The 23377-nt window shown below is 61.1% G+C and carries 27 protein-coding genes; 15 read left to right on the top strand and 12 right to left on the bottom strand.

The genetic code is table 11. From position 1 onward, the window contains the following. Positions 1–79: 79 nt before the first annotated feature. Genes Q1K31_RS14425 through Q1K31_RS14415 form a run of 3 tightly spaced genes read left to right on the top strand, consistent with a single transcriptional unit; the run spans position 80 to position 2505 of the window. A complete protein-coding gene (locus Q1K31_RS14425; protein ID WP_300380981.1) occupies positions 80–1015 on the top strand; it encodes a nucleoside hydrolase in 936 nt (311 codons plus the stop codon). Next, a complete protein-coding gene (locus Q1K31_RS14420; protein ID WP_300380978.1) occupies positions 1012–1875 on the top strand; it encodes a ribokinase in 864 nt (287 codons plus the stop codon). The genes Q1K31_RS14425 and Q1K31_RS14420 overlap by 4 nt, the downstream gene beginning before the upstream one ends. Positions 1876–1878: 3 nt before the next feature. Then, positions 1879–2505 (top strand): GNAT family N-acetyltransferase, encoded by a 627-nt coding sequence (locus tag Q1K31_RS14415; protein ID WP_300380975.1) that lies wholly within the window; start codon positions 1879–1881, stop codon positions 2503–2505. Here the strand turns inward: Q1K31_RS14415 and Q1K31_RS14410 are convergent. From Q1K31_RS14410 to Q1K31_RS14395, 4 genes are all read right to left on the bottom strand, one after another. Next, positions 2502–3395 carry a crotonase/enoyl-CoA hydratase family protein gene (locus tag Q1K31_RS14410; RefSeq protein WP_300380972.1) on the bottom strand — a complete coding sequence of 298 codons (894 nt, stop codon included), beginning with the start codon at positions 3393–3395 and terminating at the stop codon, positions 2502–2504. The two genes, Q1K31_RS14415 and Q1K31_RS14410, sit on opposite strands and share 4 nt — an antisense overlap. 10 nt (positions 3396–3405) lie before the next feature. Continuing rightward, entirely contained in the window at positions 3406–4422 is a 1017-nt protein-coding gene (locus tag Q1K31_RS14405; protein ID WP_300380969.1) for an amidohydrolase, read from the bottom strand. Positions 4423–4558: 136 nt separating this feature from the next. Further along, positions 4559–5209, bottom strand: coding sequence for a hypothetical protein (locus tag Q1K31_RS14400; protein ID WP_300380966.1), 651 nt, complete (start codon positions 5207–5209; stop codon positions 4559–4561). A gap of 136 nt (positions 5210–5345) precedes the next feature. Then, positions 5346–6860 carry a Wzz/FepE/Etk N-terminal domain-containing protein gene (locus Q1K31_RS14395; RefSeq protein ID WP_300380964.1) on the bottom strand — a complete coding sequence of 505 codons (1515 nt, stop codon included), beginning with the start codon at positions 6858–6860 and terminating at the stop codon, positions 5346–5348. Between the two features lie 125 nt (positions 6861–6985). Between Q1K31_RS14395 and Q1K31_RS14390 the strand changes: the two genes are divergently transcribed. After that, positions 6986–7690, top strand: a complete 705-nt coding sequence (locus tag Q1K31_RS14390) for a polysaccharide biosynthesis/export family protein (protein ID WP_300380961.1) — start codon at positions 6986–6988, stop codon at positions 7688–7690. A gap of 61 nt (positions 7691–7751) precedes the next feature. On the opposite strand, the gene Q1K31_RS14385 is transcribed toward Q1K31_RS14390, so the two are convergent. Continuing rightward, complete coding sequence (locus tag Q1K31_RS14385) at positions 7752–8027, bottom strand: hypothetical protein (RefSeq protein ID WP_300380958.1); 276 nt, start codon at positions 8025–8027, stop codon at positions 7752–7754. 304 nt (positions 8028–8331) lie between these two features. On the opposite strand from Q1K31_RS14385, the gene Q1K31_RS14380 reads away from it, so the two are divergent. The 5 genes from Q1K31_RS14380 to Q1K31_RS14360 all read left to right on the top strand — a co-directional run bounded on the left by Q1K31_RS14380 (position 8332) and on the right by Q1K31_RS14360 (position 12085). Beyond that, complete coding sequence (locus Q1K31_RS14380) at positions 8332–8547, top strand: hypothetical protein (RefSeq protein ID WP_300380955.1); 216 nt, start codon at positions 8332–8334, stop codon at positions 8545–8547. A 79-nt stretch (positions 8548–8626) separates the two neighbouring features. Beyond that, the gene (locus Q1K31_RS14375) at positions 8627–9568 is read left to right on the top strand and encodes a 2-oxoglutarate and iron-dependent oxygenase domain-containing protein (protein WP_300380952.1); all 942 of its coding nucleotides are present in this window, start codon (positions 8627–8629) and stop codon (positions 9566–9568) included. Positions 9569–9709: 141 nt separating this feature from the next. After that, positions 9710–10021, top strand: coding sequence for a hypothetical protein (locus Q1K31_RS14370; RefSeq protein WP_300380950.1), 312 nt, complete (start codon positions 9710–9712; stop codon positions 10019–10021). A 53-nt stretch (positions 10022–10074) separates the two neighbouring features. Continuing rightward, positions 10075–10776, top strand: coding sequence for a hypothetical protein (locus tag Q1K31_RS14365; RefSeq protein WP_300380947.1), 702 nt, complete (start codon positions 10075–10077; stop codon positions 10774–10776). Next, positions 10745–12085 (top strand): O-antigen ligase, encoded by a 1341-nt coding sequence (locus Q1K31_RS14360; RefSeq protein ID WP_300380944.1) that lies wholly within the window; start codon positions 10745–10747, stop codon positions 12083–12085. Before Q1K31_RS14365 ends, Q1K31_RS14360 begins: the two co-directional genes overlap by 32 nt. Here Q1K31_RS14360 and Q1K31_RS14355 read toward each other — a convergent pair. The 6 genes from Q1K31_RS14355 to Q1K31_RS14330 form a co-directional block, all read right to left on the bottom strand. Beyond that, on the bottom strand, positions 12023–13063 hold the full coding sequence (locus Q1K31_RS14355) for a glycosyltransferase family 2 protein (protein WP_300380942.1): 1041 nt from the start codon (positions 13061–13063) through the stop codon (positions 12023–12025). The genes Q1K31_RS14360 and Q1K31_RS14355 overlap by 63 nt on opposite strands. After that, the gene (locus Q1K31_RS14350) at positions 13060–13833 is read right to left on the bottom strand and encodes a polysaccharide deacetylase family protein (protein ID WP_300380939.1); all 774 of its coding nucleotides are present in this window, start codon (positions 13831–13833) and stop codon (positions 13060–13062) included. Before Q1K31_RS14350 ends, Q1K31_RS14355 begins: the two co-directional genes overlap by 4 nt. A gap of 8 nt (positions 13834–13841) precedes the next feature. Beyond that, complete coding sequence (locus tag Q1K31_RS14345) at positions 13842–14840, bottom strand: glycosyltransferase family 2 protein (RefSeq protein WP_300380936.1); 999 nt, start codon at positions 14838–14840, stop codon at positions 13842–13844. Positions 14841–14844: 4 nt separating this feature from the next. Further along, complete coding sequence (locus tag Q1K31_RS14340) at positions 14845–16377, bottom strand: exopolysaccharide biosynthesis polyprenyl glycosylphosphotransferase (protein WP_300380934.1); 1533 nt, start codon at positions 16375–16377, stop codon at positions 14845–14847. 140 nt (positions 16378–16517) lie between these two features. Further along, complete coding sequence (locus Q1K31_RS14335; protein WP_300380931.1) at positions 16518–17606, bottom strand: DUF3137 domain-containing protein; 1089 nt, start codon at positions 17604–17606, stop codon at positions 16518–16520. A gap of 29 nt (positions 17607–17635) precedes the next feature. After that, positions 17636–18136, bottom strand: coding sequence for a MarR family winged helix-turn-helix transcriptional regulator (locus Q1K31_RS14330; RefSeq protein WP_300380928.1), 501 nt, complete (start codon positions 18134–18136; stop codon positions 17636–17638). 80 nt (positions 18137–18216) lie between these two features. Between Q1K31_RS14330 and hppD the strand changes: the two genes are divergently transcribed. From hppD to Q1K31_RS14315, 3 genes are read left to right on the top strand one after another with little or no spacing between them, the layout of a single operon-like run. After that, positions 18217–19320 (top strand): 4-hydroxyphenylpyruvate dioxygenase, encoded by a 1104-nt coding sequence (hppD, locus tag Q1K31_RS14325; protein WP_300380925.1) that lies wholly within the window; start codon positions 18217–18219, stop codon positions 19318–19320. 30 nt (positions 19321–19350) lie between these two features. After that, the gene (locus Q1K31_RS14320) at positions 19351–19638 is read left to right on the top strand and encodes a hypothetical protein (RefSeq protein ID WP_300380922.1); all 288 of its coding nucleotides are present in this window, start codon (positions 19351–19353) and stop codon (positions 19636–19638) included. A 48-nt stretch (positions 19639–19686) separates the two neighbouring features. Further along, positions 19687–20244 carry a VOC family protein gene (locus Q1K31_RS14315; RefSeq protein ID WP_300380919.1) on the top strand — a complete coding sequence of 186 codons (558 nt, stop codon included), beginning with the start codon at positions 19687–19689 and terminating at the stop codon, positions 20242–20244. A 65-nt stretch (positions 20245–20309) separates the two neighbouring features. Here Q1K31_RS14315 and Q1K31_RS14310 read toward each other — a convergent pair whose 3' ends face one another. After that, positions 20310–20645, bottom strand: a complete 336-nt coding sequence (locus Q1K31_RS14310; protein WP_300380916.1) for a helix-turn-helix domain-containing protein — start codon at positions 20643–20645, stop codon at positions 20310–20312. 123 nt (positions 20646–20768) lie between these two features. Between Q1K31_RS14310 and Q1K31_RS14305 the strand changes: the two genes are divergently transcribed. The 3 genes from Q1K31_RS14305 (at position 20769) to Q1K31_RS14295 (ending at position 23267) form a co-directional block, all read left to right on the top strand. Beyond that, positions 20769–21656 carry a DUF4437 domain-containing protein gene (locus Q1K31_RS14305; protein WP_300380913.1) on the top strand — a complete coding sequence of 296 codons (888 nt, stop codon included), beginning with the start codon at positions 20769–20771 and terminating at the stop codon, positions 21654–21656. 45 nt (positions 21657–21701) lie between these two features. Beyond that, positions 21702–22391 carry an oxygen-insensitive NAD(P)H nitroreductase gene (gene nfsB / locus Q1K31_RS14300; protein ID WP_300380911.1) on the top strand — a complete coding sequence of 230 codons (690 nt, stop codon included), beginning with the start codon at positions 21702–21704 and terminating at the stop codon, positions 22389–22391. Between the two features lie 75 nt (positions 22392–22466). After that, positions 22467–23267, top strand: a complete 801-nt coding sequence (locus tag Q1K31_RS14295) for an SDR family NAD(P)-dependent oxidoreductase (RefSeq protein ID WP_300380908.1) — start codon at positions 22467–22469, stop codon at positions 23265–23267. Positions 23268–23377 lie beyond the last annotated feature (110 nt).

The following is a 23377-nucleotide window of genomic DNA, read 5'->3' as shown; positions in this document are numbered from 1 at the left end:
TGGCCATATACTTAAGGGCCACAAGCCATGCCGGCCAGCCCTTGCCGGAACGGCAAGACTGGTTTTTTGTTCTCGGATAATGAGGAAACGACAGATCATAATAGATTGCGATCCCGGTCTCGATGACGCGGTCGCGCTGCTCACCGCCTTTGCCGCCTCCGACATGATGGATGTGGCGGGCATCACGACCGCTGCCGGAAATGTCCGCGCCGAACTGACGCTTCGCAATGCGCGCATCATCCGCGAACTGGCCGGACGGGGCCGGGAAGTGCCCGTGTGTGCCGGCGCGCCGGGGCCGCTTTTGCGCGATCCTGTCACCGCAGAGGACTTCCACGGCACAACCGGGCTAGGGAATGTTGTCTTTCCAAAGCCCAGGGTCCGGGCATCGCGGGCGCATGGCGTGAACTATCTGGTCCGCACCTTGAGAGCCGCGAGGGGCCAGCCTATGACGCTTGTCGTGACGGGGCCGATGACCAACCTTGCCCTCGCCCTTGCCATGGCACCTGACATCGTATCGGGGCTGGACGAAATTGTTGTCATGGGGGGCGCCGATGTAGAGGGCGGTAACATTACCCCCTACGCCGAATTCAATGTATTCGCCGATCCTCATGCGGCGGCGGCCGTGTTCCGGTGCGGCGTGCCAATGCGGGTCTTGAGCCTTGATGTAACCCACCAGTTACTGACCAGCGATGAACAGGTCGGCCGGATTCGTGCGCTCGGGTCGACACAGGCAGTGGCGGCCGCGGACCTGCTGGCCGCTTCCAACAGGCTTGAGGAGAACGAGAAGGGGCGCCACGCTCCCCTGCATGATCCGTCCACGATCATCGCCCTCCTGCGCCCGGACCTTTTCGAGGGCCGCAAGGCAGAAGTGAAAGTCATCACCGAAGAAGGCGAAGAGTTCGGCAGGACCATTCCGGATTACCGGGAAGATGGCCATGTGCTCTGGTATACACAGGCCGACGCGGATGGTGTGTTTTCTGAGATGCTGGGTCAGATCGCGAGGTACGGCGAATGAGTGCCGCAAAAATTGTCATAGTCGGCTCGGCCAATCTCGACCTCGTGGCTGCTTGTGAAAGCCTGCCAGCGCCCGGAGAGACAGTCACAGGGGCGAGCTATGCGGAATATCCCGGTGGCAAGGGTGCCAACCAGACCCTTGCCGCGCGCAGGCTGGGCGCGGAAGTTTCCATGGTCGCGCGCGTCGGCACGGACGCAAATGCCGAAAAAGCCCTGGCGCTCCTGCGGGCCGACGGGGTTGATCTCTCCCGCATCATTGAGGATGAAAATGCACCGACAGGTGTTGCACTGATCGCTGTCGATGCCGCTGGTGAGAACATGATTGTCGTGGCCAGCGGTGCCAATGCCCATCTCGAACCGCGTGATGTCGCCGGGGCCGGGCCAGCAGATGCCGTACTCTGCCAACTGGAAGTCCCGCTTGGCGCGATTGAGGCGGCCGCCACCATCGACACCGGGCTCTTTGCCATCAACCTTGCCCCAGCCATGCCCGTTCCCGCCGAGCTGCTTGAGCGGGCAGACCTTCTTATCGCCAATGAAGCGGAAGCAGAGTTCTATGGCGATGCGTTATACCGTGGAAGCGGACTTGTTGCCGTCACGCTTGGCGGGGAGGGCGCTATTCTCTATCGTGAAGGCCAGGAGGTTGCGCGGATGCCGGTCTATGCTGTCCCTGTCATCGACACGGTCGGTGCTGGCGACACGTTCTGCGGTGCGCTTGCCGTGGCGCTGGCCGAGGGCATGGAAGACGGCGCTGCACTTCGCTTCGCGTCAGCTGCGGGTGCACTTGCCGTGACCAGGGAGGGCGCGCAGCCAAGCCTGCCATGGCGTGAAGAGGTCGAGGCTTTCCTGAAAGACAAGGCGTAAGACATGGGCGACATTCCCTTCACGAAGAACCGGACTGGGCCGGAACGGGAGGCCGCTATTCGTGCGGCGGTAAATTCCGCGGACCGGCTTCCTTCAATGACGCAACATAGCCGGCTGGCAGTGGCCGGGGATGAAAGTATATTTCTGAAATTCCTTGAGAGCCCCGAAGTGCACAACTGGATCTACTCGCTGCCCAAGCCTCTCACGATGGAGTCGGTCGCGGCCTTCATCGCTGATGGGCTTTCTGCGCGGGAGCGGGGTGAAGGGCTGCTTTCGCTTAACTTCGATGAGGATGGTGCGGTCTCCGGATATACCGAAGTGCTCATCTGGCCGGAATGGGCCGCCGGGGAAGTCGGTGGGGCGATCCGTCCCGATCTCCAGAACAGGGGACAGGGCGGGGCCGGTATGGCGGCGACTTTCACATGGATGTTCGAGACCCTCGATCTCGATATCATCTGTAACACGACTGCGCTCGACAATTTCAGGATGCAGAAGCTCTTTGCCCGTATGGGGTTCGAGCACAAGGGCGATACCCAAAGCGTGCGCCCCGACGGCACGTTTCGGCCTTCGCAGATATGGGAAATTACCCGTGAGGCGTGGCTGGCGAACGTGCGGGAACGGTCTTCCTAGTCCTCGGTCAGTCTTCCATCTCCGTCCCTGATTTCAGGTCCGTTGACCCGGACACGGCCATCGCCAAACGGGGCATCGCGTTCGCTTAGCGCAGTCTTGAGGCCCGCTTCGCTGGCACGTTTGACAAAAGCGTGGGCTGAGGCGGCCTGGTGGCCGCGCACATCGTTCTCGACAGCAAGGCGCTGCATGGTGCGCGCGCCCATCAGCTCCATGCCGAGGTTCACCGCGCGTTTGTTGGCGGCGAGGATATCAGGATCGATATGTGCCATGCGCGCGGCGAGCCCTTCGACTTCCGCTTCGAGTATGCCAGCCGGGACAGCCTTCATGGCGAAGCCCAGCTGGGCGGCTTCCGTGCCCGTGATGGAGTCACCCGTGAGCATCAGGCGCTTGGTCCATTGAGGGCCGACATTGTAGAGCCACATCTGGTTGGGCAGCGCGCCGAGATTGCGGCCCGCAGGGAAGGATACGGTCGCGTCGTCAGCGATGATGACCATATCACACAGCAGGGCGATGTCGGTGCCCCCGGCGATGCAGGGGCCGTGGACCTCTGCGATGACCGGTTTGTGCATGTCGAAGATGGCCATGCGGTAGCGCTGGGCACGTTCAAGCTGCCAGATGTCGTCATCGACGGACCGGCTCCCACGCGGATTGTCTGTCTCAACGCGCGAGACCGGAACATCGCTGTTGCCTGCAAGATCATACCCGGCGGAGAAGGCCCGGCCTGCGCCGCGGATGATGACGCAGTGGACATCGCGGTCATTGTCGGCCTGCCAGAAAGCCTCGGCCATCTCTGCCTGCATCCTGAGGGTAAGCGCATTGAGCTTCTCGGGCCGGTTCAGCGTGATACGTGCACGGCCATTGGCAGTTTCGTAGATAATCTCGTCGAACATGGCGTTTCCCTCACGAGCCGGGCGCATCAATGCTGTAGACCTTCCGGGCAGTGCCGGAGAACATGGCATCCTGTTCGGCGTCGGAATACTCGGCCGCGATCTTCTTAAGCCCGTTCCACATGACGCTGTAGCCGATGGACAGCCGGTCGACGGGGAAGTTGCTCTCGAACATGCAGCGCTCGGGCCCGAAGCATTTGATGGTGTGGTGGTAATAGGCTGCTTGTGCCTCGACGAACTCATCCGAGGTGGGCGGGGTATCGCGCTCATGCCAGCCAAAGCCATTGTCCGGCATGGCAAGGCCGCCGAGCTTGGCATAGACGTTTGGGGCTTGTGCGGCGGCGGCGATGTCATCTTTCCACTTGGCAAAAATCTCCTCTCGCTTGCCTTCATACGGGCCGACGCCAAGGGGGGTGCCGAAATGGTCGAGGATGATGGTGGTGCCGGGCGCAGCCGTGGCGAGGTCTGTGAAGTCGCCGAGCTGGTGGTGGTAATTCCAGGTATCGTAGGTAAAGCCGCGCTCGCCGAGCCGGGCGACGCCGCGCCGGAACGCCTCGTCGCGGTAAAGCCCGGCGGGGGAGCGGGGACGGATCCGGAAATGCTCGCTTGCCGCATCGTGCGGGCCGGCGTGGCGGATGCCGCGAAAAAGCCCCTGTGATGCATCAATGTGCGCGTCGATCACTTCGTCGAGATTGTCGAGGCGGAGATCGGCATGGGCGACGATTGCAGCGATGGTTGCCCTGTCCGGATCGGCGGCAGAGCGCGCGGCGGCTGCGGCGACGAACTCGGTTTCACCGACAGGTTTCAGATGGTCAGGCCCGTCCTCACGATAGGCAGCCCCGCATTCGACGAAGACGGTCTGGCTGACATTGTGGCCGTCATCGGTGTCGCGCCAGAGGTCTTCCAGATCATAGATGATGTCGCGATCATTGGGCTTTGGCCAGAGATGGTGGTGGGGGTCCACGATCTCCCGGTCCGGGTCAATCGCCTCTTCGCGGACCTGGTTTACCCAGTCATCATTGTCGAACATTTGCCGTGTCTCCCTTTCCTGCCTGGCGTCTGACGCGCCTTTTCGCCCATACGGGCGCAAACAGCATAGGATGACAAGGCCGACGCGGGGTCAGGGCAGGGGCAAGCAGCCGCGCTGGAACAGGCGGGCAGAGACTTCAGGGGCAGGCAGTCTCGCCCGGTGGCGGGTCGAGCGCAGATCGGGCGAACATTTGCGCGTCACGCAGCAGGCAGTCGAGCCGTGCATCCGGCGGGCGGTCAGACAGGCCGGGCGGATAGCCGATACGCAACGGACTTGTCCGGCCCGGCTGGCGGGCATGACGGACGAGCCAGCGGGCCATGCGCCGGGCGGCGCGTTGCGGGTTTGAGCTGACGGCTTCCAGGGCGGCAAGACGCTTCAGAAGGCGATCCTGCTGGTCTGTTTTCACAAATGTGTTGGGGGCCGGGCGGTGCCAGTGGAGAAGGTTTGGGCCTTTCGCTTTCTGGCGTTGAAGCAGAACGGCGAAGGTGACGAGCGGTTCACTCAGCCTGAAGCTCGGCGCGGCCTTGCGGCCAGGCTTCGGCAGGCAAGACCAGTCCGGAAGGGGGCGGCCCTGCCGGGCAGCCCGAATGGCAGGCTGTTTTGCCAGCAATATGAGCAGGCGTCGGGCGAGCGCCTCGGCGGGACGCAACAGCGCGACAATACGACGGCGCAAGCCGGGTGACAGTGTCTCCTCAGACGAAATCAGCGCACGGATCATCGCCACCACCACCGCCAGATGCGGCAGGGCCTGTTTCAGGCAGAGACGTGCGGCGGGCTGAAGGGCCATACGCGCCACTATGGCTCAGCCGCGGCGGGAGCGGACAAATTTATGGTGTGAGAATGGTCTCGTGGCGGTACGGCGGGAGTCTATCGGGAGTCTTGTGCGGTCTGACGCCAACAGCAGGCCGGCGGAAAGGAGAAGATCAGGCGGCCTTTTTGAGGGAGCCGACGACAGGCACGCCGACGGTGCGTTCGACCGAGCGGGCTGTGGGGAAACCCTGTCGGGTGAGCGCGCGCAGCAGACCGGCCATGAAGGCGGTGAAGCCTGCGAACAGGAAGGCCAGCGCGGCTATGGGCAGTTTCAGGCTGGACCCTTCGATCGGGGTGCGGGCCGGTTCCAGCACACGGACACTTTCGGCGGACGTGTCGGAGATTTCAGACAGGGCCCGTTCCTCGAGCTCGCGGACAGAGAAGTTCTCGACATTGGCCTCCATGAGCGACTTGCGCCTTTGCAGTTCCTGCCATTGGGGAGCCAGGTCATTGAGGCGCTCAAGGCGGGCCTCCACGCGCTCCAGCTGGCGTTCCAGCTCGTCTTCCTGGAGCGCAAGGGACTGGGCCTCGGCCTCGAGGTTATTGGCGGACTGTTCGATCTCCTGATAGACGGGGTTTGGCCCGCGCCGGGTCGTTCCTGACAGACCCTGGCGGGACTGGAGATATTCACGCAGTTGCGCAATGCGCTGGTCAACAGCCTGCACGGCGCGCGAGTCTTCTGTATAGCGCGAAAGCAGTTCCTCGCGCTCGACCTGTAGCTCTGTCAGGCGTTCGGCGGAGCTGTCCTCGACATAGAGGTCCTGTTGCGGGTCCATGCTGGCGAGCTGGCGGTTATAGATATCAAGCTGACCTTCCACGGCACTGGCACGGGACTGGTTGGTCAAAAGCTCGCTATTGATCGTGGCATAGAGTTGCTGGGCGGTCTGTCGTTCGCTCTCGAAGTCCCCGATGTCGTGGCGTTTGAGGAAGGCGCGGATATCATCCTCGACATCAAGCAACTGGGCCTCGAACTTTTCCCGCTGACCGGCGAGGGAGGCCGAGCTGCTGGAGGAAAAAACCTCCGTCCTGTATTCCAGATAGGCCGCAACGATAGCGTTGAGCAGTTCCGCAGACAGGGTGGCGTCCTTGTGGGTAAGCGCGGTGCCGATGACGGGTGTCTTGGGTGCAGACCCGGTCTCGAAGGCTTCCCTTAGCGCGGCAACGGCCTGCTCATACCCCTTTTCCTCGATTGCCGCGTGCTGGCTTGCAGGGGCTTCGGCGAGCTTTTCCTGCGTGGCCTCATGCAGTTCAGGAAAGACGCGGGCCACAGAGAAGCCTTCAAGCGCACGTTCGGCGACGATCGGGCTGCGCAGGACTTCGATTTCGGCCTGGATCAGCTGTTCGGTTTCCGGCATGGCGCCGGCGCCTTCCGTGCCGACCCGTGGGCGATACACGTTCTCGTCCCCGAGCCGGACATACAGGCGGGAATTTGCTTCGTAAGTGGTGGGCATCTGCAAGGCAGCGAGAATACCGAGCACAAAGATTGGAATGAAAACGAGCAGCATGACCCATTTGGCGCGCCAGAGCTGTAGCCCGATCTCGACGGCTCCCAGCCGTGGACGGTGACGCACGACGCCAGTCCCAGCATGGTCACTGCCTGCCGCTCCCCAGTCTCCCGTCGATGCCATACGCTTTTATGCTCCACGCTTATGGTTAGCAGATTAAGTGCCTCAAGCCGCTTGATAATTCCTTAAACATTAACAACGAGCCTTGCGTTCGACTTCCCAACCTGAAGATTTCGCCCGGTCTGGACATGAAACGCTTACTCCTGGTCTTGCCGCTTACTGCTATCGCCGCCTGCCAGAGCGTGGAGCCGGTGTCCTCGGAATATTTCCCTGTCGCGGAGTGGCGCTATGAAGACGGGGCCGATCCGGCCTATCTGCTGGCGCCTGGCGATACGTTGGAAGTGATCTTTCACACGGCACCGGAGCTTGACCGGGAAATAAGGGTCGCGCCGGACGGGTCGGTCACTTTGCCTTATGTCGGATCTCTGCGGGCATCTGCGCGCACCGCAACAGAGCTGCGCAGCCAGCTTCTCGACGCTTATGCCAGTGAGCTGAAGTCACCGGATATCGACGTCATTCCGACAGGATTCGAAAGTCAGCGTATCTTTGTCGGCGGAGAAGTGGGGACGCCCGGCATGGTCGAACTGCCGGGACAGATTGATCCGCTGCAGGCGATCATCATGGCGGGTGGCTTTACCGATGAGGCGAAGCCAAGCCAGGTCGCGCTTATGCGGCGTATGCCTGGCGGGCAGGTCATGACCGCGGTCTTCGATGTGCGTAGCGGGCTGAACGATCCGCGCTTTGCGGACTTCACACCACTGCGCCGTTTTGATGTGGTCTATGTGCCGAAGTCGGCAATCGCGGAAGAGAACCTGTTCATGCAACAGTGGTTCCGCAACGCCTTGCCGATCGAGTTCTCGCTGTTCTACGATGTCTCGGGCGAGTTCCGGTAAGGGGGCTTCTGCCGCCCTTTCGCATGTGGCTGCCGGATCTGTAACCGGGCCTTGCGGGCCTCTAGTTCATCAGGTTGAGCCAGTCGCGGGCCGAGCGCAGGGCACGGTTGATTTCTTCGCTTGAGAGCATGTCGGCAATCTGGCTGCGGTATTCCTTGGCTTCTTCCGAGCCCTTGAGCGCGGCCAGATTGAACCATTTGTGTGCAGCGACCATGTCGGCATCGACGCCAACACCTGTCGAATAGGCAAGGCCTACACGGTAAAGTTCATCGCCACTGGCGGCTGAACCGATCCCCGTTTCGGGGGCAATATCTACGGCCATCTCTGAGTACGGCATCTTCATTCTCCTTTTCCACCCACCCGGTCGCGGCTTTTTCTGGGGCCGTCTTTCCGGGTCGAAAAACCATCACGTCACGCCTCGGTGACGCAGATGAAGTTGCCGTGAGAGCTTTGCTGTATGGTTAACGCGAAAACGCCAAAACGGCCTGTGTGTTAACCGTGGCAGCCGCGTGGTTAACCATATCCCCGAAAAATGCCCGAAATCCATTTCAGACCCGAACGGGCGTTGTTGGGGCGTTGGGAAAAATGGTCACTGCTGTGGCTGGCCTTGCCGGCGTATCCAAGGACCAAGGAGGGAAATCATGGAAGGTCTCGGAATATTCTCGCTCGTCTTCTCGCTGGCGATGATTGTGCTGTTTCTGGTGGCGAACTGGAAGATCTGGAGCAAGGCGGGCTTTAATGGCGCGTTGTCGCTCCTGATGCTGATACCGCTCGTGAACATTGTGGCCGTGCTCTATTTCGCCTTTGCCGAGTGGCCGATCCACCGGCGTCTGGCGGGTGCGGAGGACTTCCGCTAGCGCGGCAGCTGAAAAGAGCGCAGTGCGCCATGCGGATCGGGCTTGGGCGTGAGGGAATGTCTGGGCTATATTCACGGCCATGACAGACCTCTTCGAACCCATCGCCTGGCCGCTCTGGCGCGAGGACAAAGCCGCCTTTGCCGGCCAGCTCGGCCGGTCCTTCCGCGAGACGGGCTTTGCCGTCATTACCGGCCACCCGGTCGATGACGCCATAATCGAGCGCGCGAACGCGGCCGCGAAAGCCTTCTTCGCCCTGCCGGAAGAAGTGAAGGAGCGCTATCACGACGCCGCGGGCGGACGCCAGCGCGGCTACACACCATTCGCCACCGAGAACGCCAAGGGCCGCAAGCAGGCCGATCTGAAGGAGTTCTGGCATACAGGCCGCGAGCTGCCTGAAGGCTCGAAGTACCGCGAGACGATGAAGGACACCCCGCATGTCGGCGAGGTCGAGGACTTCGATGCGGCGATGCGCGCCTTCTATGATGCGCTCGACACGTTTGGCCGCGACCTGCTGCGCGCCGTTGCCATCCACCTGGCGCTTCCCGAAAACTGGTTCGATGACAAGGTGGAGATGGGCAACTCCATCCTGCGTCTGCTTCACTATCCGCCGCAGGAGAACCCGCCGCCCAAGGGGACGGTGCGTGCTGCCGCGCATGAGGATATCAATGTCATCACGCTGTTGCTGGGGGCCGAGGAGGCGGGGCTGGAAGTCTGGCACCGGTCCGGCCAGTGGCTTTCCGTGAACCCGCCGCCCGGATCGCTGGTCATCAATTGCGGCGACATGCTCCAGCGGCTGACCGGCGGCGTACTGCCATCGACGACGCACCGCGTCGTGAACCCTGAGCCGGAGCGGGCGAAATTTCCAAGATATTCAACGCCATTCTTCCTGCACTTCAACCAGGATGTTCTGATCGAGCAGCTGCCGCAGTGCCTCGAAGAGGGCGGTGAGCCGCAAGCCCCGATTACTGCACAGGACTATCTCATGGAACGCCTGCGCGAGATCGGGCTGGTGAAGGCTTAGTCGCAGGATGTGTGGCGCAGTCACCCTTCGACGGTTGGCCGCTCTGATCGCTTTGCCTGTTATCCTCACAGTCATCTGGTTCACACTGGATTATAATTTCATGTGGTACCCCTCCAGTGCGGAGGCCAAGACGCTTAGTCTATGGACCGTGGCGATCCTGATCACCACAACCATGATTTGGGTGCTTCGGGTGCCTCTGGTGCTTTGGCTCGCACCGCCATTGCTATATTTTATGATGGCTCAATTCATAGACCTGTTCGAATTGATCAACCTGTTTTTACTGGCAGTCTTTTCCTTGACGTGTCTCGCGGCGGCCATCGTTCAGGGCGTTTTTGGGTCAAAACAGGGACTTTTCCGCTGGTGATGGTGCCCGATTACCTTGTTGAGGATCTGAGCGCATCCGAGTCTATGGTGTCGAACGTGAAGCAGGACGCATCCAAGTCCGCTCCTTAAGAAAAGCATTAACCAGCGCGTGATAGCCCAAACCTTCAGAGGAAGTGGGCCGGATGCAGGATCTTCGTGAGGAAATGGCAAGCGTATGGCGCTCGGCGTCGCGGCTGACGGCTGCGAGTGGCGGACGCTGTGTCATGTTTATTTCAGCCGTACCGGAGGAAGGCACGAGTAGTGTCGCAGCCTCGTTCGCGCTGATGGCGGCCGCCAAGTCCGACAAGGCCGCGTGGCTGGTCGATCTCGACCTGCGTCGCAATGCGGCATACGGCGCCTTCCGTGAAGGTTTTGCCAGGGGGGTGGGCCAGCCGGGACGGGCCTATGACGCCTCCCTGCGAACCGACCCGATCTATGCTGTCTCATCTGCAAGTGTAAGGCAGGGGTCTGCCAATGCGTCCACAAAGCTGCTCGCGGTTCATGAAATTGAACGTACGCGCCTGCTGGTGACGCGGTTTCGCAATGAAATGCTGGGCGAGGGCCAGCGTGTCCGGCTGCGCACACAGCCGGGCTGGTGGGGGGCTGTGCGCAAGGCGGCAGACTGGATAGTCGTTGATGCACCGGCCCTGTCTGAATCGCCTGCCGGCCTGGCCATGGCCGCACAGATGGACGGGGTGTTCATCGTCGTGCAGGCGGATGCGACCGGGGCGGACGATGTGGCAAACCTGCGTGGTGAAATCGAGGCGCATGGCGGACGTGTGGCCGGGGCTGTGCTAAACCGTATAGGCAGTGATGCCCGTTTCGCAGACCGCCTCGCCGGATAGGCCGCCGCTTCTCATACTGGCCCGCTATGCCGAGTATGCCCTGGTCTTTGTGTGCCTGGTTGTTTTCACGGAAGGCCTGCTGCCACGGCTGTTTGCATCGGAGAGCGATCCTGAAAGCACTTTCCTGCGTCTCTTGTGGCTGCCGGTCTATGCCCTGATCGGCATTGGCTGTGCCGCAACCCTGCCGCGTTTCTTGAAAACGGTGGTGCGATTACCGTTCCTTGTGTTCATCCTCACCCTGGCCTGCCTGTCCTGGACCTGGTCCATCAATCCGGAAGTGACCGAGCGCCGGGCGATCGCAATCTTTGCAACAACACTGGGCGGGCTTTTTCTTGCCGTGCGCTATGACTGGCGCACGCTGCTGCGCCTGCTTGGGGCGGTCTGGTTATTCATGGCTGTCATTTCGTTTGCATCGGGGCTGCTGACGCCAGGCTTTGGTGTGATGAGCGAGGTTCACCCCGGTGCCTGGCGTGGCATGTGGTGGGAAAAGAATGCCCTGGGCGGGCATATGGCGCGTGCGGCCTTCCTTCTGGCCCTTCTCATGATTGTTGACCGGCCATGGAGGCTGGTCTGGGGCGGTGGACTGGTCATGAGCGTGGCGCTTGTCCTGCTGTCGACCTCCAAGACGGCACTTCTCGGCATGATGGCCGGCTTTGCCGTACTGGTAGTGGCGGCCTGGATGAGGCGGGGGATAGCGACAACGCTTTCGACCATATGGCTGGGGGTGATATCGCTCGGCGCGATCGGGCTGGTCATCCTGATCGAGCCGCAACTGGTGTTCCAGCTGCTCGGCCGCGACGCGACCCTGACGGGGCGAACCGATATCTGGACAGCATTGCTGGATGCCATCGCGGCCCGGCCCTGGCTCGGTTATGGATATGGCGCCTTCTGGGGGCTGCACTCGGAGCCTGCCTATATGGTGCGCCTGGCCACGGAGTGGCTTGTGCCGACCGCGCATAACGGATGGCTGGAAACCGCCCTCAGCATCGGCCTGATCGGGCTTGGCGGATTTATGCTCAGTTTCCTGCTTCTGCTGGTCCGTTCGGCCTGGCTGGCGGTGCATGACTGGTATGGCGTTTTCGCGCTGGGGCTTTGCGGACAGTTCCTGCTGTTCAGCCTGTCGGAGAGTATCGCCTTGCAGCAGAACACGATTGTCTGGGTGACGTACGTCGCGGTGGCCGGAAAGGTGGCCAATAGCGTTCGCAACAAGATGCAATCTGTGCGGAAAGCGCCGCCCATCAAGCCTTCAGCGCCCGGACGCGGAAGTGCTGCCCGGCCCGGTCGGCCCGGTCTCATCCGCACGGCCTGATGTCGGCACTGCCGGTGCCTGACTCACTGTGGCATTGCCGTAGAAGCGCATCTCTTTCCAGAACAGAACCTTGCCGAGCCCGCGAACGGCCTCATCCAGCTGGAAAGCGCGGCGCGGGTGGCGGATCAAGAACTGGACAATCCAGGCGGCACCGTGCAGGGCGAACTTGCCTGCCCCGATCCCCATCCACATGACGAGCCTGCCATATTGTGGCGGGTTTGCCCGGCGGGCCAGCGTGCAGGGCCCCTGACCATAGGCGAGCGCACGCCGCAGCGTGTATCTGAGCCGGATGCGCTGGGGCAGCGGGTGTTCGTTTACCGGCGCGCGGGCCGCCCAGGCAAATTTGCCACCCGCCTTGCGGATCCTTGCGAAGAGCAGGTCATCCTCGCCACCGACTTCGTTCATACGTGTGTCGAACCAGGGCCTGGGCCCTGCCACCTGACGGGTGTCGAGCAGGGCATTCCCGCAGCCATAGGGCTTTCGGATAATCCCGCTCTCGCGATCAGGATTTCGCGCGAAGAACTGTTCGAAATAGGCGCGGTGGCGGGTGATCTCTTCCGGCAGGGCGGTCAGCACTGGCCCGAAAGTAACGGCTGCACCGAAACGCTCATAGGCGGCCAGCAGGTTGCCGAGCCACTCGATCGGCGCGCTCTGATCATCGTCGAGAAAGGCAACAAGTGGGGTCTCGACCGCTTCCATCGCGGCATTGCGGGCATTAGCGACACCCGGCTCCGGCACGTGCAGGTAGGTGAGGGCGATCGTGTCCGGTGCGGCGGCGAGCAGCGCCTCATAGGCAAAACGCGCCGAGGCGTCCTGTGAATTGTCTGCGATGAGAACCCGGAAACCGGTATGCCGTGCACCCTGCCAGAACAGGCTTTCTACAGCCCTGTGCAGGCTTTCCGGGCGGTTGAATGTCGGGATGACGACGGTGACGTCAGCGGTCGTATGGTCCGTTGCACTTTGCTCAGGGCTGTTCATGCATGGATTGTATCGCGGATTCTGGTCAGGGCCATAGAAGGCGTGACCAACTCGGCGCCTGTGTCGCGGGCAAGCCGCACCAGTTTGCGCAGTGCGGCCGGGGTCGTGCCCCAGGAACTGTGCTTTTCCCGGACATCATGGGTGAAGATAAAGAGCCAGCCGGGATTCGACGCAGCGTGTTCAATCGCCGCGGCCGCGCGGGCGGTGCTGGTCTCCGTCTCGTCAAGCTCATAGGCCGAGAGCTGCATCATGTCGCTGCCCTTGCCATTGGTTCCGGCAAGGACGCCGCGGGCAACATCGAAGCGCCCGGCCAGTCTCGACTTCAGGCTGCGGTTTGTCTCGCCATAGGGCCAGGCGAACTGGGTGACGGGCGTGTCGTGCCCCATGTCGATCAGGCGGCGAAGATTGGTGTCGATATCTGCGAGAACGTCGTCATTGCCGGCACGCGCGCAATCGAGATGGGTTTCCGTGTGGGCGCCGATTTCATGGCTGGCACGTGTCAGGGCCGCAAGATCTTCAGGCTCGAAAAGTTCGCCGATTGCATGGCGTTCGCCGGACATCCCGGTGCAGGCATAGAAACAGCCTTTCGCGCCAACCTCATCGAGGATTTCAGCCCCGGTGTCGGCGGCGGACTTCGGGAAGTCATCGAACGTGAAGCAGATATAGCTCTTGCGTGGCGCGTGATCGAGCGGATGAGCGACCGACCAGCGGGTCAGGCGCCGGCGGATCTTTGCCGGAATGGAACGGTCGGGCTCATACGCGGTGATCATGGCTGTTCTTATGCAAGCTTCCCGCCATATGAAAAGGCACGAAAACATTTTAATGCGAGCAGCCGCAGGCGCATCGGCAGCCAGGTCTGACGGGCCGACTGGCGAGTGAGCCAGATCCAGGCACCACGCAGGGGCAGGCGCTTCAGGCGCTGGGTCATCGTCCAGAGGCGCATGTCCCGGACCGCTGCCGGGTGACGCTCTGCCAGCCGGGCGAAATTGGCACCCGAGCCGCCGAACTTGGCGAGCAGGGCCTCGGTCGTGTCGAGGCCGAGATGGGTGGCGGTATTGTCGATATGGCGCACCTCGTAGCGCGCGGCCACGCGCAGGCCCCAGTCGACATCTTCCCACCCCCAGCCCTGAAAGCCGTCATCGAAGCCGACCGTCTCCATGATGGCGCGGTGAACGAGGATGTTCGACGTGAAGACATATCGGCCAGGCGCTGTGGCGCGGGTGCTGGCGGGCAGGCATTCGGAACGGCGCGACTGGGCGGCGTGCAGGGCAGTCTCACGGGTGGGGGTGGCGTGTTGCAGCGTGAAGCCGCCAGCGATCAGGGCCGGGCCATGTGCGGCTGCGGCGGCTTCAGCATAGCGGGCGAGGAAGCCATCATCATCGGGGCGCATGTCTGCATCAATCAGCAGGATCCACACAGCTTCTGCCAGGTCGACAAGGCGGTTGCGGGCATGGGCGCGGCCTTTGTTATCACTGGCGGTGACGAGTCGGGCCGGGCCAGGCCAGGCGGCGACATGGCTGGCGAGCTGACGGGTCAGGGCGGCGTCGCCGGAGCCGTCATCAAAGAGCAGCAGCGCAGTGCGGCCGGCGTCTTCCTGGCACCGGAGCGCGGCCATGAGCGGATCGGCGCTATCGTGATAGCAGGGCACGCAGATGCTCAGCTTCACTTCGCTGGACACGCTGTTGGAAAGCACGGTCTCACCATGCGCGGTGTGACCGGCTTCAAGCAGCGCAGTATCAGATGCCTTGTCCTGTCCGGGGCCGGGCTGTTCGCTCATCGCTCTAGCGCTGGCGCTTCCAGTCGCCCAGCAGGCAGGGCGCGGTCAGCAGCATGATATAGACATCGAACCAGAACGAGGCACGGTTCACGTATTCCATGTCGAGACGCACACGTTCGCGCACGCCGGCGCGGGTGTGGACCGGCCCGCGTGATCCATTGATCTGCGCCCAGCCGGTGATGCCCGGCTTGACCCGGTGACGGTGGGCATAGTCGCTGACAAGGCCCTGCACCTCGGCGTCCTCTGCCGTCATACCTATCGCGTGCGGGCGAGGGCCGACAATCGACATCTCGCCGGTCAGCACATTGAACAGCTGGGGCAGCTCATCCAGCGATGTGGCACGGATGAGACGGCCGATACGGGTCACACGCGGGTCATTCGCGGTCGTCTGGCGGTTCATCCGTTCCTCGGCTTCCGGATTGTGCTGCATGGAGCGGAACTTCCAGACACGGATGATCTGGTTGTTGAAGCCATGCCGCTTCTGGCGGAAGAAGACCGGCCCGCGGCTTTCGAGCTTGATGGCAAGCGCCGTGAGCAGGAGGGTCGGCGCGAAGGCGACAAGCATGATGGACGCGAAGGCGATGTCCGAGATACGCTTGAGCATCGCACGGCGCTCATCTTCAGGTGCGCCTGAGACATAGGCGGCGGGGGATTGCGCGATCTCGGCCAGCGACTGGGTTTCGGGATCGAAGCCTTCGAGGTCAAGCAGCAGGACGACCCGCTGGGGCAGCACGCGGAGACGGTCGATCAGCTCCCTTACACGGGCGCGGGCATCCGATGTGACGGTAACGATGATGCGGTCGATATCTGGCAGGCGGTCCCAATGCATGAGCTCATCGAGGCGGCCGAGAACGGGCACACCCTGCATGGACTCGGGTGCCCGCGAGAGGCGGTCATCGAAAACACCGACAATGTTCAGCTCGCGCGTGGAGTTGTTGCGTTCAAGCAGACGCTGGGCGTTCGGTGTTGCGCCGACCAGCACGACATTTTCAGAAAGCGTACCCTGCCGGGTCAGAACCTTGAACAGGACAATGACGTGAGCATGGAGAATGAAGGTGACAATGAGCGACAGGTAGGCTGCTCCGAGGACCCAGCGTGTATGGCTTTCCGGGTAGAGAAGCGATGTGACGAAAACCAGTGCGGACAGGGCAAGTCCGGCGCCCAGACATGTGCGCATCATCTGGTGAATCACAGGGCGGGAATAGGACAGGCGATAGGCATCAGCACTGCGCAGGCCCCAGCTCATGACTACAGGGATGGCGGCAAACGGAAGAACGGCGGCGACCGGAGCGCTGAGAAGCTGATACCCGGCGATAGTGAGCGCCATCCAGGCTGTTAAGGCAGAACAGGCTATGTCCGTGAGTTTCAGGCACTCGCGTATGAACGGGCGGTTCGTGGCAAAATGGCGGGGCTGGATGCGTTTGGCAGCTTCGTTCAGGCTGGCCCGACGGGTCGTCAGTGTCGACCCGGCGCTTACCTCGGGCGTGGATGCCGCGCTATCTGCCGGCAGCCCAAAACTTGTATACCCCTCAGCCATCCAATGGTCCTGTGCAATTACGTCCCGCCACAAGTATTGTATATCAGCGTCAATTTCACGTTACCACGCCCGGTTGAATTTCATTAAACTGATTGTCTGCAGGGGGGTGCCAGGGCAGAAAGTTCCCCAGGGAGCTCCACCTAGTAGCCGAGCTTGTCCTTGTACCAGTCGCGCGTGAGGAAACCGTCGATCAGGTCACAGACGAGCCCGATCTCTGTCAGCGTCCTTATGAAACGGTCAGGATCAACAAGTGGCTTGAAGACCGAGCCAGCCTCGAACTGGTCATCGGCCTCCAGGGCGAGGGTGACGTGACCATCCTCGAAGACACCGCGAAGCTTGCCGCCGCTGAAATGGCGCTCCAGCGCGATGAGCCGCTCCATCCGGTCCGGGGTAAGCAGGGTGCGCGCCTCGACCTGGTCGGTTGAATAGACGGTGAAGGCGTCTTCGAGCTCCTTGGAGACCAGCGCGACCTTGTCCATGTCACCTGTCCGCCCCCAGCTCCACCAGCCATCCCGCGCGAGCAGGGTGCGCCCGAGGAAACGGTCCGGATAGTCGATATTGAACAGGATGCCCTGGAATTTCGTGACCGTGCGCCGGTTCTTGCCGGAGCCCTGCTGTTCGGTCAGCTTGCATTCGACGAGTGTAAAATCGGCATCGGCGCGGCGGCCCTCGATCATGTCCTCGAACTTGCGGCTGTCATAGGAAGGCAAGAGGCTCGCGCCTTTTAACCGGTCGAAGGCCGGAGTTGGGGGCTCGGCGGTGTCGGCAAAGCCTGTGAAAGCGTCTCTCATCGAAGGGCGTGACCGGATCCAGTTACCGAGTGTGCGCCAGCTGGAAACCCCGGACATGTCCGGGTGAAGGGTTTCATAGCGGAAACCGAACGCTTCGCAGGCCGCGCCCACGACAAGGGACTTGGTCTGGGACTTCATGGCAAAGACCGGCACCCAGACGGCGGCTGAGCCGATTGTCACAGCCGCCACGGCCAGCATGATGCTGAACGGGAAGAGGAATGCGCCGCGTGTCGCAATCGCGATCAGGATGAGGGCACCGAATGCGATGGCGGCAAGCGTTGCAGTGCGTTTGATGGCGCGCGAAATGATCGCCTTGCGTTCGGCTTCCATACGCTCAAGTTCAGGTGCGAGCCGTTCGCGCCATGTCGTGATCGCGGCATCGAATTCCGGGCGCTTGTCGCGTATTTCGTCGAAATAGATATCGAGCGCGGCCTGCATGTCCCTTGTCCCCCTTCGTGTTCCGCCGGTCAGCCCCGCCTGTGTGACCAGAGATCGCGTTCAGGTGACGCGATATGCGACAGACGGGTTAGCAGGGCGTGAAGGGTTTCGGCTTCATCCTCGCTGAGCGAGGCGAGCAGCTCCTGTTCATAGGCGATCGCACGCGGCATGATGGCATCATAGATTTCGCGCCCGCTGTCGGTCAGGCGCAGTTCCGCCTTGCGCCGGTCGGCGCGATCGGACTTGCGGGAGATGATGCCTCGTTCGGTCAGGCTGGCGGCGGCCCGGCTGACGGCCGGCTTGTCCATCAGGGTGCGGCTGGCGACCTCTGTCGAGGTAAGCCCTTCATGCTCACCGAGAACGGCGATGATGCGCCACTGCCAGATCGAGATGTTGAACTCGCGTTCGTACATTTCGGCGATCCTGCCAGAGACGGCGTTGGACAGGACCGACAGCCGGTAGGGCAGGAACCCGTCGAGTCGAAGCGGCTCACGGGCTGGGTCCTGCGTCTTGTCAGTCGATGTCGTCATTCGTTTTTCCGCTCCAGAGCTTGATTTAGTTGCAGATGCAACTAATATGCGTAACGTAATCTTACTGGAGGATAAAGCACATGGCGGACCTGTTTGAAAATCCGGCTGGCCTCGACGGCTTCGAATTCATTGAATTTTCCGCGCCCGAGAAGGGCCAGCTCGAACCTGTTTTCGAGGTGATGGGCTTTACCAAGGTCGCCCGCCACCGTTCCAAGGATGTCGAGCTGTGGCGCCAGGGCGGCATCAACCTGATCACGAATTATGAGAAGGGTACGCCGGCCTATTATTTCGCCAAGGAGCACGGGCCGAGCGCCTGTGGCATGGGCTTCCGCGTGCGCGATGCGAAGGCAGCCTACGACCATCTGCTCGCGAATGATGCAGAGCCGTGCGACGTACCGGCCGGGCCGATGGAGCTGAAGCTGCCCGCGATTCGCGGCATCGGCCACTCCCTGATCTATCTCATCGACCGTTATGCCGATGAGGGCGAGGATGGCCTTTCCATCTATGACATTGATTTCGAGTACCTGCCGGGCGTCGAGAAGTATCCGGAAGGCGCCGGTTTCAAGCTGGTCGATCACCTGACCCACAATGTCTACAAGGGCCGGATGAAATACTGGGCGGACTTCTATGAGAAGCTCTTCAACTTCCAGGAAATCCGCTATTTCGACATCAAGGGCGAATATACCGGCCTGACCTCGCAGGCGCTGACCGCGCCGGATGGCAAGATCCGCATTCCGCTGAACGAGGAAGCCGATGGCGGCAAGGGCCAGATTGAGGAATTCCTCAAGGAGTATAATGGCGAGGGCATCCAGCATATCGCGCTGATCTGCGACGACCTGGTCGCCGCCTATGACCGGCTGAAAGAGCGTGGCGTGCCGATGATGACACCGCCGCCGGATACCTATTACGAGATGCTGAGCGAACGCCTGCCGGGCCACGGCGAGGACGAGGAAGCACTACGCACGCGCGGCCTGCTGCTCGACGGCACGACCGATGGCGGCGAACCGCGGCTTCTTTTCCAGATTTTCGCGGAACCGCAGATCGGGCCGGTCTTCTTCGAGTTCATCCAGCGCAAGGGTGACTACAAACAGGGTTTCGGCGAAGGCAATTTCAAGGCACTCTTCGAATCCATGGAACGCGACCAGATCAAGCGCGGTGCGCTGAAGGTCGAGGAGGACGCATAAACGCGTTTCTCCTGATGCGGGAGAAAACCGATGTTGAACCGGCGGGAACTTTCGGCCTGGTGGGCGCAGGTCAATGATCGGCCCGGATGGTCTCAGGATATAAACCGGACGAAATGGCGTATCCTGCAGATTGGCATCCCGCCGGTGATCGGTCTCCTGATACTTGTTCCGGCGGCTTTCTGGCTCGACTGGCTTGCGATGGACACCGCGATCGTTGCGGCCTGTGCGCCGGGGGTCTTCTCGCTGCTTGGGGGTGCGAAGAAGTGGGACATCGACCAGCGCTACTGCGAGGCCGAACAGGCCCGCGCCTTCGAGTGAACCGCTTTTGAGTCTCCTGCGTAGACAGGGCAATATGAGGTAACGGATATGACCACCACAAATGCTCCCAAACTCGGCGGCGTCCATCACGTCGCCTATCGCTGCAAGGATGCGAAAGAAACAGTCGAGTTCTATAACCGCGTGCTCGGCATGGACTTCCAGCTTGCCATTGCCGAGGACAAGGTGCCCTCGACCGGTGCGCCGGACCCGTACATGCACGTCTTCCTGGACGCCGGGAACGGCAACGTGCTCGCCTTCTTCGAGCTGCCGACCAAGCCGGACATGGACCGGGACCGCAATACGCCGGAGTGGGTCCAGCATATCGCCTTCAAGGTCCAGACGATGGACGACCTGATGAACGCCAAGACGCGGGCCGAAGAGATGGGCCTCGACGTGGTCGGGCCGACCCATCACGGCATCTTCAAGTCGATCTATTTCTTCGACCCGAACGGCCACCGCCTCGAGCTTGCCTGCGACATCGGCACGCCGGAACAGATGAGCGAGCTGAAATCGGTCGCGCATGACATGCTGGACGAATGGGCGCGCACCAAGAAGGCGCCTCGCCACGCCGCCTGGCTACACGAGAAGATCGCTGAGGAGAGCTGAGGGCTTTCCACCGCACGAAATTGAAAAGGGCCGCCCCGTTTGGGGCGGCCCTTTTTTACACTTGATCAGGCCGTGGCAAACACGTGTTCTTCGCCCCAGGCCTTGAGAGCCATGAGGATAGGTCTGAGGGTCTCACCTTTCGGTGTGAGACTGTATTCGACCTTGGGCGGCACCACTGGGTAAACTTCCCTGTGAACGAGGCCGGAGTCTTCCAGTTCGCGTAGCTGTTTGGTCAGCATGCGCTGGGTTACCGAGCCGACATTCCGCTGCAGCTCGTTGAAGCGCTTTACGCCATCGAGCAGGTGGAAGAGCGTAACCCCTTTCCATTTGCCGCCAATCTGCTCCAGCGCTGCTTCGACAGGGCACCCGGCAGAGCAATCATACTCAGTGAAACGAGTCATGGGCTTATGCGTCCTATAGTATACTTTTTGTGGGTATGTGCCAAAAAAGTGCGTTCTTGTTTAATTCGAGGGTATCTTTAAATCGGTCAGCGTCAACCTGAGGAAGCCACATTGGAGATGCCCGTGCCCCAGAAACCCGAAACTTTGTCCGCCTATCCCTTTCGCGCTGCTGCGCTTTTGGCCGCTTTTGCCGGCCTCGCCACTGCAGGCTCTGTGGCTGACACACAGCAAACAGATGGCGCAGTGCAGATTATACATGCTGAAGACGTCGACTGGGGTGCGTTGAACCCGGCTCGTGGCGATGCCAGCCCGCGTGCCGGGACCCTTTGGGGGGACCGGACTCGTGAAGATGCTTCGGGATTTCTCGTCCGCTTTGATGAGGGCTTTGCGTCCCCGCCGCACATCCACAATGTCGCCTACCGTGCTGTCGTGATCAGCGGCGCAATCCATAATGACGACCCCGACGCTGCCGACATGTGGCTGCCGAAAGGCTCGTTCTGGACCCAGCCGGCCGGAGAGTCTCATGTGACCGCCGCATCGGGCAGCACCAACATCGCTTATGTCGAGATTGATGAAGGCCCATACCTCGTGCAGCCGAGCGAAGCCGCATTCGACAATGGCGAACGCCCGATCAATGTCGATGCCGGAAACCTCGTATGGCTAAGGGCTGATAGCCTGACCTGGATTCCTGCCACAGGCACGGGCGATAGTGGAGCCGAGATCGCCTTCCTTTGGGGTGAGCCGACAGGCATTGGCGATAGCGGCTACATGGTTCGCCTGAAGGACGGGTTTGCCGGAACCCTCTCGCACCAGGGCGAGAACCTCCGTGCCATTATCATAGATGGTGCGCTCGCCCTTAATGGTGCCGATGGTCTTCTCGGCGCTGGCGGCTATTTCGGTATTGCTGGCGGCGAGAGCCAGCCCCTCACCTGTTCAGCCGATGAAACCTGCCTCCTCTATGTGCGCGCCGACCAGCGCTTCACCCTCACGGCTGCGCCAGCGCAGCAGTAAATTCCAACGACCTCATATCCAAATCAAGATGAATAGGATCCTCCCATGACCCTGCTTGCAACCGAAGTTCGTCAGGACATCACTGATGTTGCCAAGTCGCGCTACACCGCCAAGGCTTTTAACCCGATGAAGAAAATCCCGTCCGAAACGGTCGGAAAATTGAAGACACTGCTGCAGTTCAGCCCCTCAAGCACGAACGTGCAGCCTTGGCATTTCATTCTGGCATCGAGTGAGGAAGGAAAGGCAAAGGTCGCCAAATCAACTGAGCGGCTGTATCCATTCAACTCCCAGTCCATTCTTGATGCTTCGCATGTTGTGGTCTTTGCCAGCCGCCTTGGCGTTGAGGAGACCTTCCTGCAGGACGTCCTTGAACAGGAAGACCGGGATGGCCGGTTTGACTTCGACCCTGAAACCCTGAAGCCGCAGACGCATGGGGCACGGTCCATGTTTGTGAATCTCCACAAGCAGGACATGAAGGATGTCCAGCACTGGATGGACAAGCAGGTTTACCTGAATATCGGCCAGTTCATGCTCGGCGCGGCAGCTCTTGGTGTAGACGCCCGTCCAATGGAAGGTATCGAAGTGGCTGTTCTGGACGCGGAGTTTGCGTTGCGTGAAAAAGGCTTCACCAGCCTCGTGGTTGTTGCGCTCGGCTATCGTGACGAAAACAATGACTATAATGCCGGGACACCAAAGTCCCGTCTGCCGCTATCAACCGTTTTGACCGAGATATGATGACCTATCTCACGCGTCGGGGGCGATCGCTATCGTGGCGGGCCTCTGACGCTGTCACTACGCGGGAGAACTAGAATGAAGACTATCCTCATAACTGGCGCCACTGACGGCATCGGGCTCGAAACTGCCAAACAGCTGCTCGCCCGAGGGCACAAGGTGCTTCTTCACGGGCGCAATTCAGAAAAGCTTGAGAGGGTCAGGAAGCAACTGGCTGACAAATACGGTGAAGCGCGGGTGAAACCCTATCTTGCTGACCTGTCCGACCTGAACAACGTGTCGATGCTGGCTGATGCCGTGTCGAGCGAGCATGAGGCGTTGGACGTGCTCATCAACAATGCGGGTGTCTTAAAGACCACTAAGCCGATTGCCGCGAATGGGCTTGATGTCCGCTTCGTGGTCAACACGCTTGCCCCGATGTTGCTAGGGCAGCGCCTTGTGCGCCTGATGGGAAGGGGCGGACGGATCGTCAACCTGTCATCGGCTGCGCAGGCACCTGTCAGTCACGAGGCACTGGAAGGGCACCGCAAGCTGCCCGACAACGCAGCCTACGCCCAGAGCAAATTAGCCCTGACCATGTGGTCTATCGATTTTGCGAAAGAGGTTCATTCTGACGGGGTGATGGTTGTGGCCGTCAATCCCGGCTCGCTTCTTGGGACGAAAATGGTGAAGGATGGCTATGGCATTGACGGCGGTGATGTCGGAATCGGAGCGGATGTTCTGGTGCAGGCTGCACTTTCCGAGAACTTCCGGGACACCTCTGGTCTCTATTTCGACAATGACAGCGGCCAGTTCGCAAACCCTCACCCGGACGCCCTCGACAGGGAAAAACGGGATGCTGTTATTCAGTTGCTTGGAAAATTTCTAGGTCAGGCTTGATGACGCTGGATTATTCTTCGCTGGTGTGGATGCGCACGCCCACCATATTCTGAGCGTTCCAGGCGCAAAGGTTTTTCTAAAGAAAGCCCTTCCCGAAGTATCGCCGGACG

It is taken from the genome of Henriciella sp., assembly GCF_029936995.1.
GTDB lineage: Bacteria > Pseudomonadota > Alphaproteobacteria > Caulobacterales > Hyphomonadaceae > Henriciella.
This window is presented reverse-complemented; position numbering and strand designations above follow the sequence as displayed.

Excerpts from the sequence above, each read along its gene's own strand:
- Q1K31_RS14370 (WP_300380950.1), top strand. The coding sequence starts at position 9,710 with ATGGACCGTGGCGATCCTGATCACCACAACCATGATTTGGGTGCTTCG.
- Q1K31_RS14415 (WP_300380975.1), top strand. The coding sequence starts at position 1,879 with ATGGGCGACATTCCCTTCACGAAGAACCGGACTGGGCCGGAACGGGAG.
- Q1K31_RS14315 (WP_300380919.1), top strand. The coding sequence starts at position 19,687 with ATGACCACCACAAATGCTCCCAAACTCGGCGGCGTCCATCACGTCGCC.
- Q1K31_RS14345 (WP_300380936.1), bottom strand. The coding sequence starts at position 14,840 with ATGAGCGAACAGCCCGGCCCCGGACAGGACAAGGCATCTGATACTGCG.
- Q1K31_RS14380 (WP_300380955.1), top strand. The coding sequence starts at position 8,332 with ATGGAAGGTCTCGGAATATTCTCGCTCGTCTTCTCGCTGGCGATGATT.
- Q1K31_RS14395 (WP_300380964.1), bottom strand. The coding sequence starts at position 6,860 with ATGGCATCGACGGGAGACTGGGGAGCGGCAGGCAGTGACCATGCTGGG.
- Q1K31_RS14340 (WP_300380934.1), bottom strand. The coding sequence starts at position 16,377 with ATGGCTGAGGGGTATACAAGTTTTGGGCTGCCGGCAGATAGCGCGGCA.
- Q1K31_RS14295 (WP_300380908.1), top strand. The coding sequence starts at position 22,467 with ATGAAGACTATCCTCATAACTGGCGCCACTGACGGCATCGGGCTCGAA.
- Q1K31_RS14410 (WP_300380972.1), bottom strand. The coding sequence starts at position 3,395 with ATGTTCGACGAGATTATCTACGAAACTGCCAATGGCCGTGCACGTATC.
- Q1K31_RS14405 (WP_300380969.1), bottom strand. The coding sequence starts at position 4,422 with ATGTTCGACAATGATGACTGGGTAAACCAGGTCCGCGAAGAGGCGATT.
- Q1K31_RS14385 (WP_300380958.1), bottom strand. The coding sequence starts at position 8,027 with ATGCCGTACTCAGAGATGGCCGTAGATATTGCCCCCGAAACGGGGATC.
- Q1K31_RS14330 (WP_300380928.1), bottom strand. The coding sequence starts at position 18,136 with ATGACGACATCGACTGACAAGACGCAGGACCCAGCCCGTGAGCCGCTT.
- Q1K31_RS14335 (WP_300380931.1), bottom strand. The coding sequence starts at position 17,606 with ATGCAGGCCGCGCTCGATATCTATTTCGACGAAATACGCGACAAGCGC.
- hppD (WP_300380925.1), top strand. The coding sequence starts at position 18,217 with ATGGCGGACCTGTTTGAAAATCCGGCTGGCCTCGACGGCTTCGAATTC.
- Q1K31_RS14390 (WP_300380961.1), top strand. The coding sequence starts at position 6,986 with ATGAAACGCTTACTCCTGGTCTTGCCGCTTACTGCTATCGCCGCCTGC.
- Q1K31_RS14375 (WP_300380952.1), top strand. The coding sequence starts at position 8,627 with ATGACAGACCTCTTCGAACCCATCGCCTGGCCGCTCTGGCGCGAGGAC.
- Q1K31_RS14310 (WP_300380916.1), bottom strand. The coding sequence starts at position 20,645 with ATGACTCGTTTCACTGAGTATGATTGCTCTGCCGGGTGCCCTGTCGAA.
- Q1K31_RS14365 (WP_300380947.1), top strand. The coding sequence starts at position 10,075 with ATGCAGGATCTTCGTGAGGAAATGGCAAGCGTATGGCGCTCGGCGTCG.
- Q1K31_RS14320 (WP_300380922.1), top strand. The coding sequence starts at position 19,351 with ATGTTGAACCGGCGGGAACTTTCGGCCTGGTGGGCGCAGGTCAATGAT.
- nfsB (WP_300380911.1), top strand. The coding sequence starts at position 21,702 with ATGACCCTGCTTGCAACCGAAGTTCGTCAGGACATCACTGATGTTGCC.
- Q1K31_RS14400 (WP_300380966.1), bottom strand. The coding sequence starts at position 5,209 with ATGGCCCTTCAGCCCGCCGCACGTCTCTGCCTGAAACAGGCCCTGCCG.
- Q1K31_RS14420 (WP_300380978.1), top strand. The coding sequence starts at position 1,012 with ATGAGTGCCGCAAAAATTGTCATAGTCGGCTCGGCCAATCTCGACCTC.
- Q1K31_RS14425 (WP_300380981.1), top strand. The coding sequence starts at position 80 with ATGAGGAAACGACAGATCATAATAGATTGCGATCCCGGTCTCGATGAC.
- Q1K31_RS14350 (WP_300380939.1), bottom strand. The coding sequence starts at position 13,833 with ATGATCACCGCGTATGAGCCCGACCGTTCCATTCCGGCAAAGATCCGC.
- Q1K31_RS14360 (WP_300380944.1), top strand. The coding sequence starts at position 10,745 with ATGCCCGTTTCGCAGACCGCCTCGCCGGATAGGCCGCCGCTTCTCATA.
- Q1K31_RS14355 (WP_300380942.1), bottom strand. The coding sequence starts at position 13,063 with ATGAACAGCCCTGAGCAAAGTGCAACGGACCATACGACCGCTGACGTC.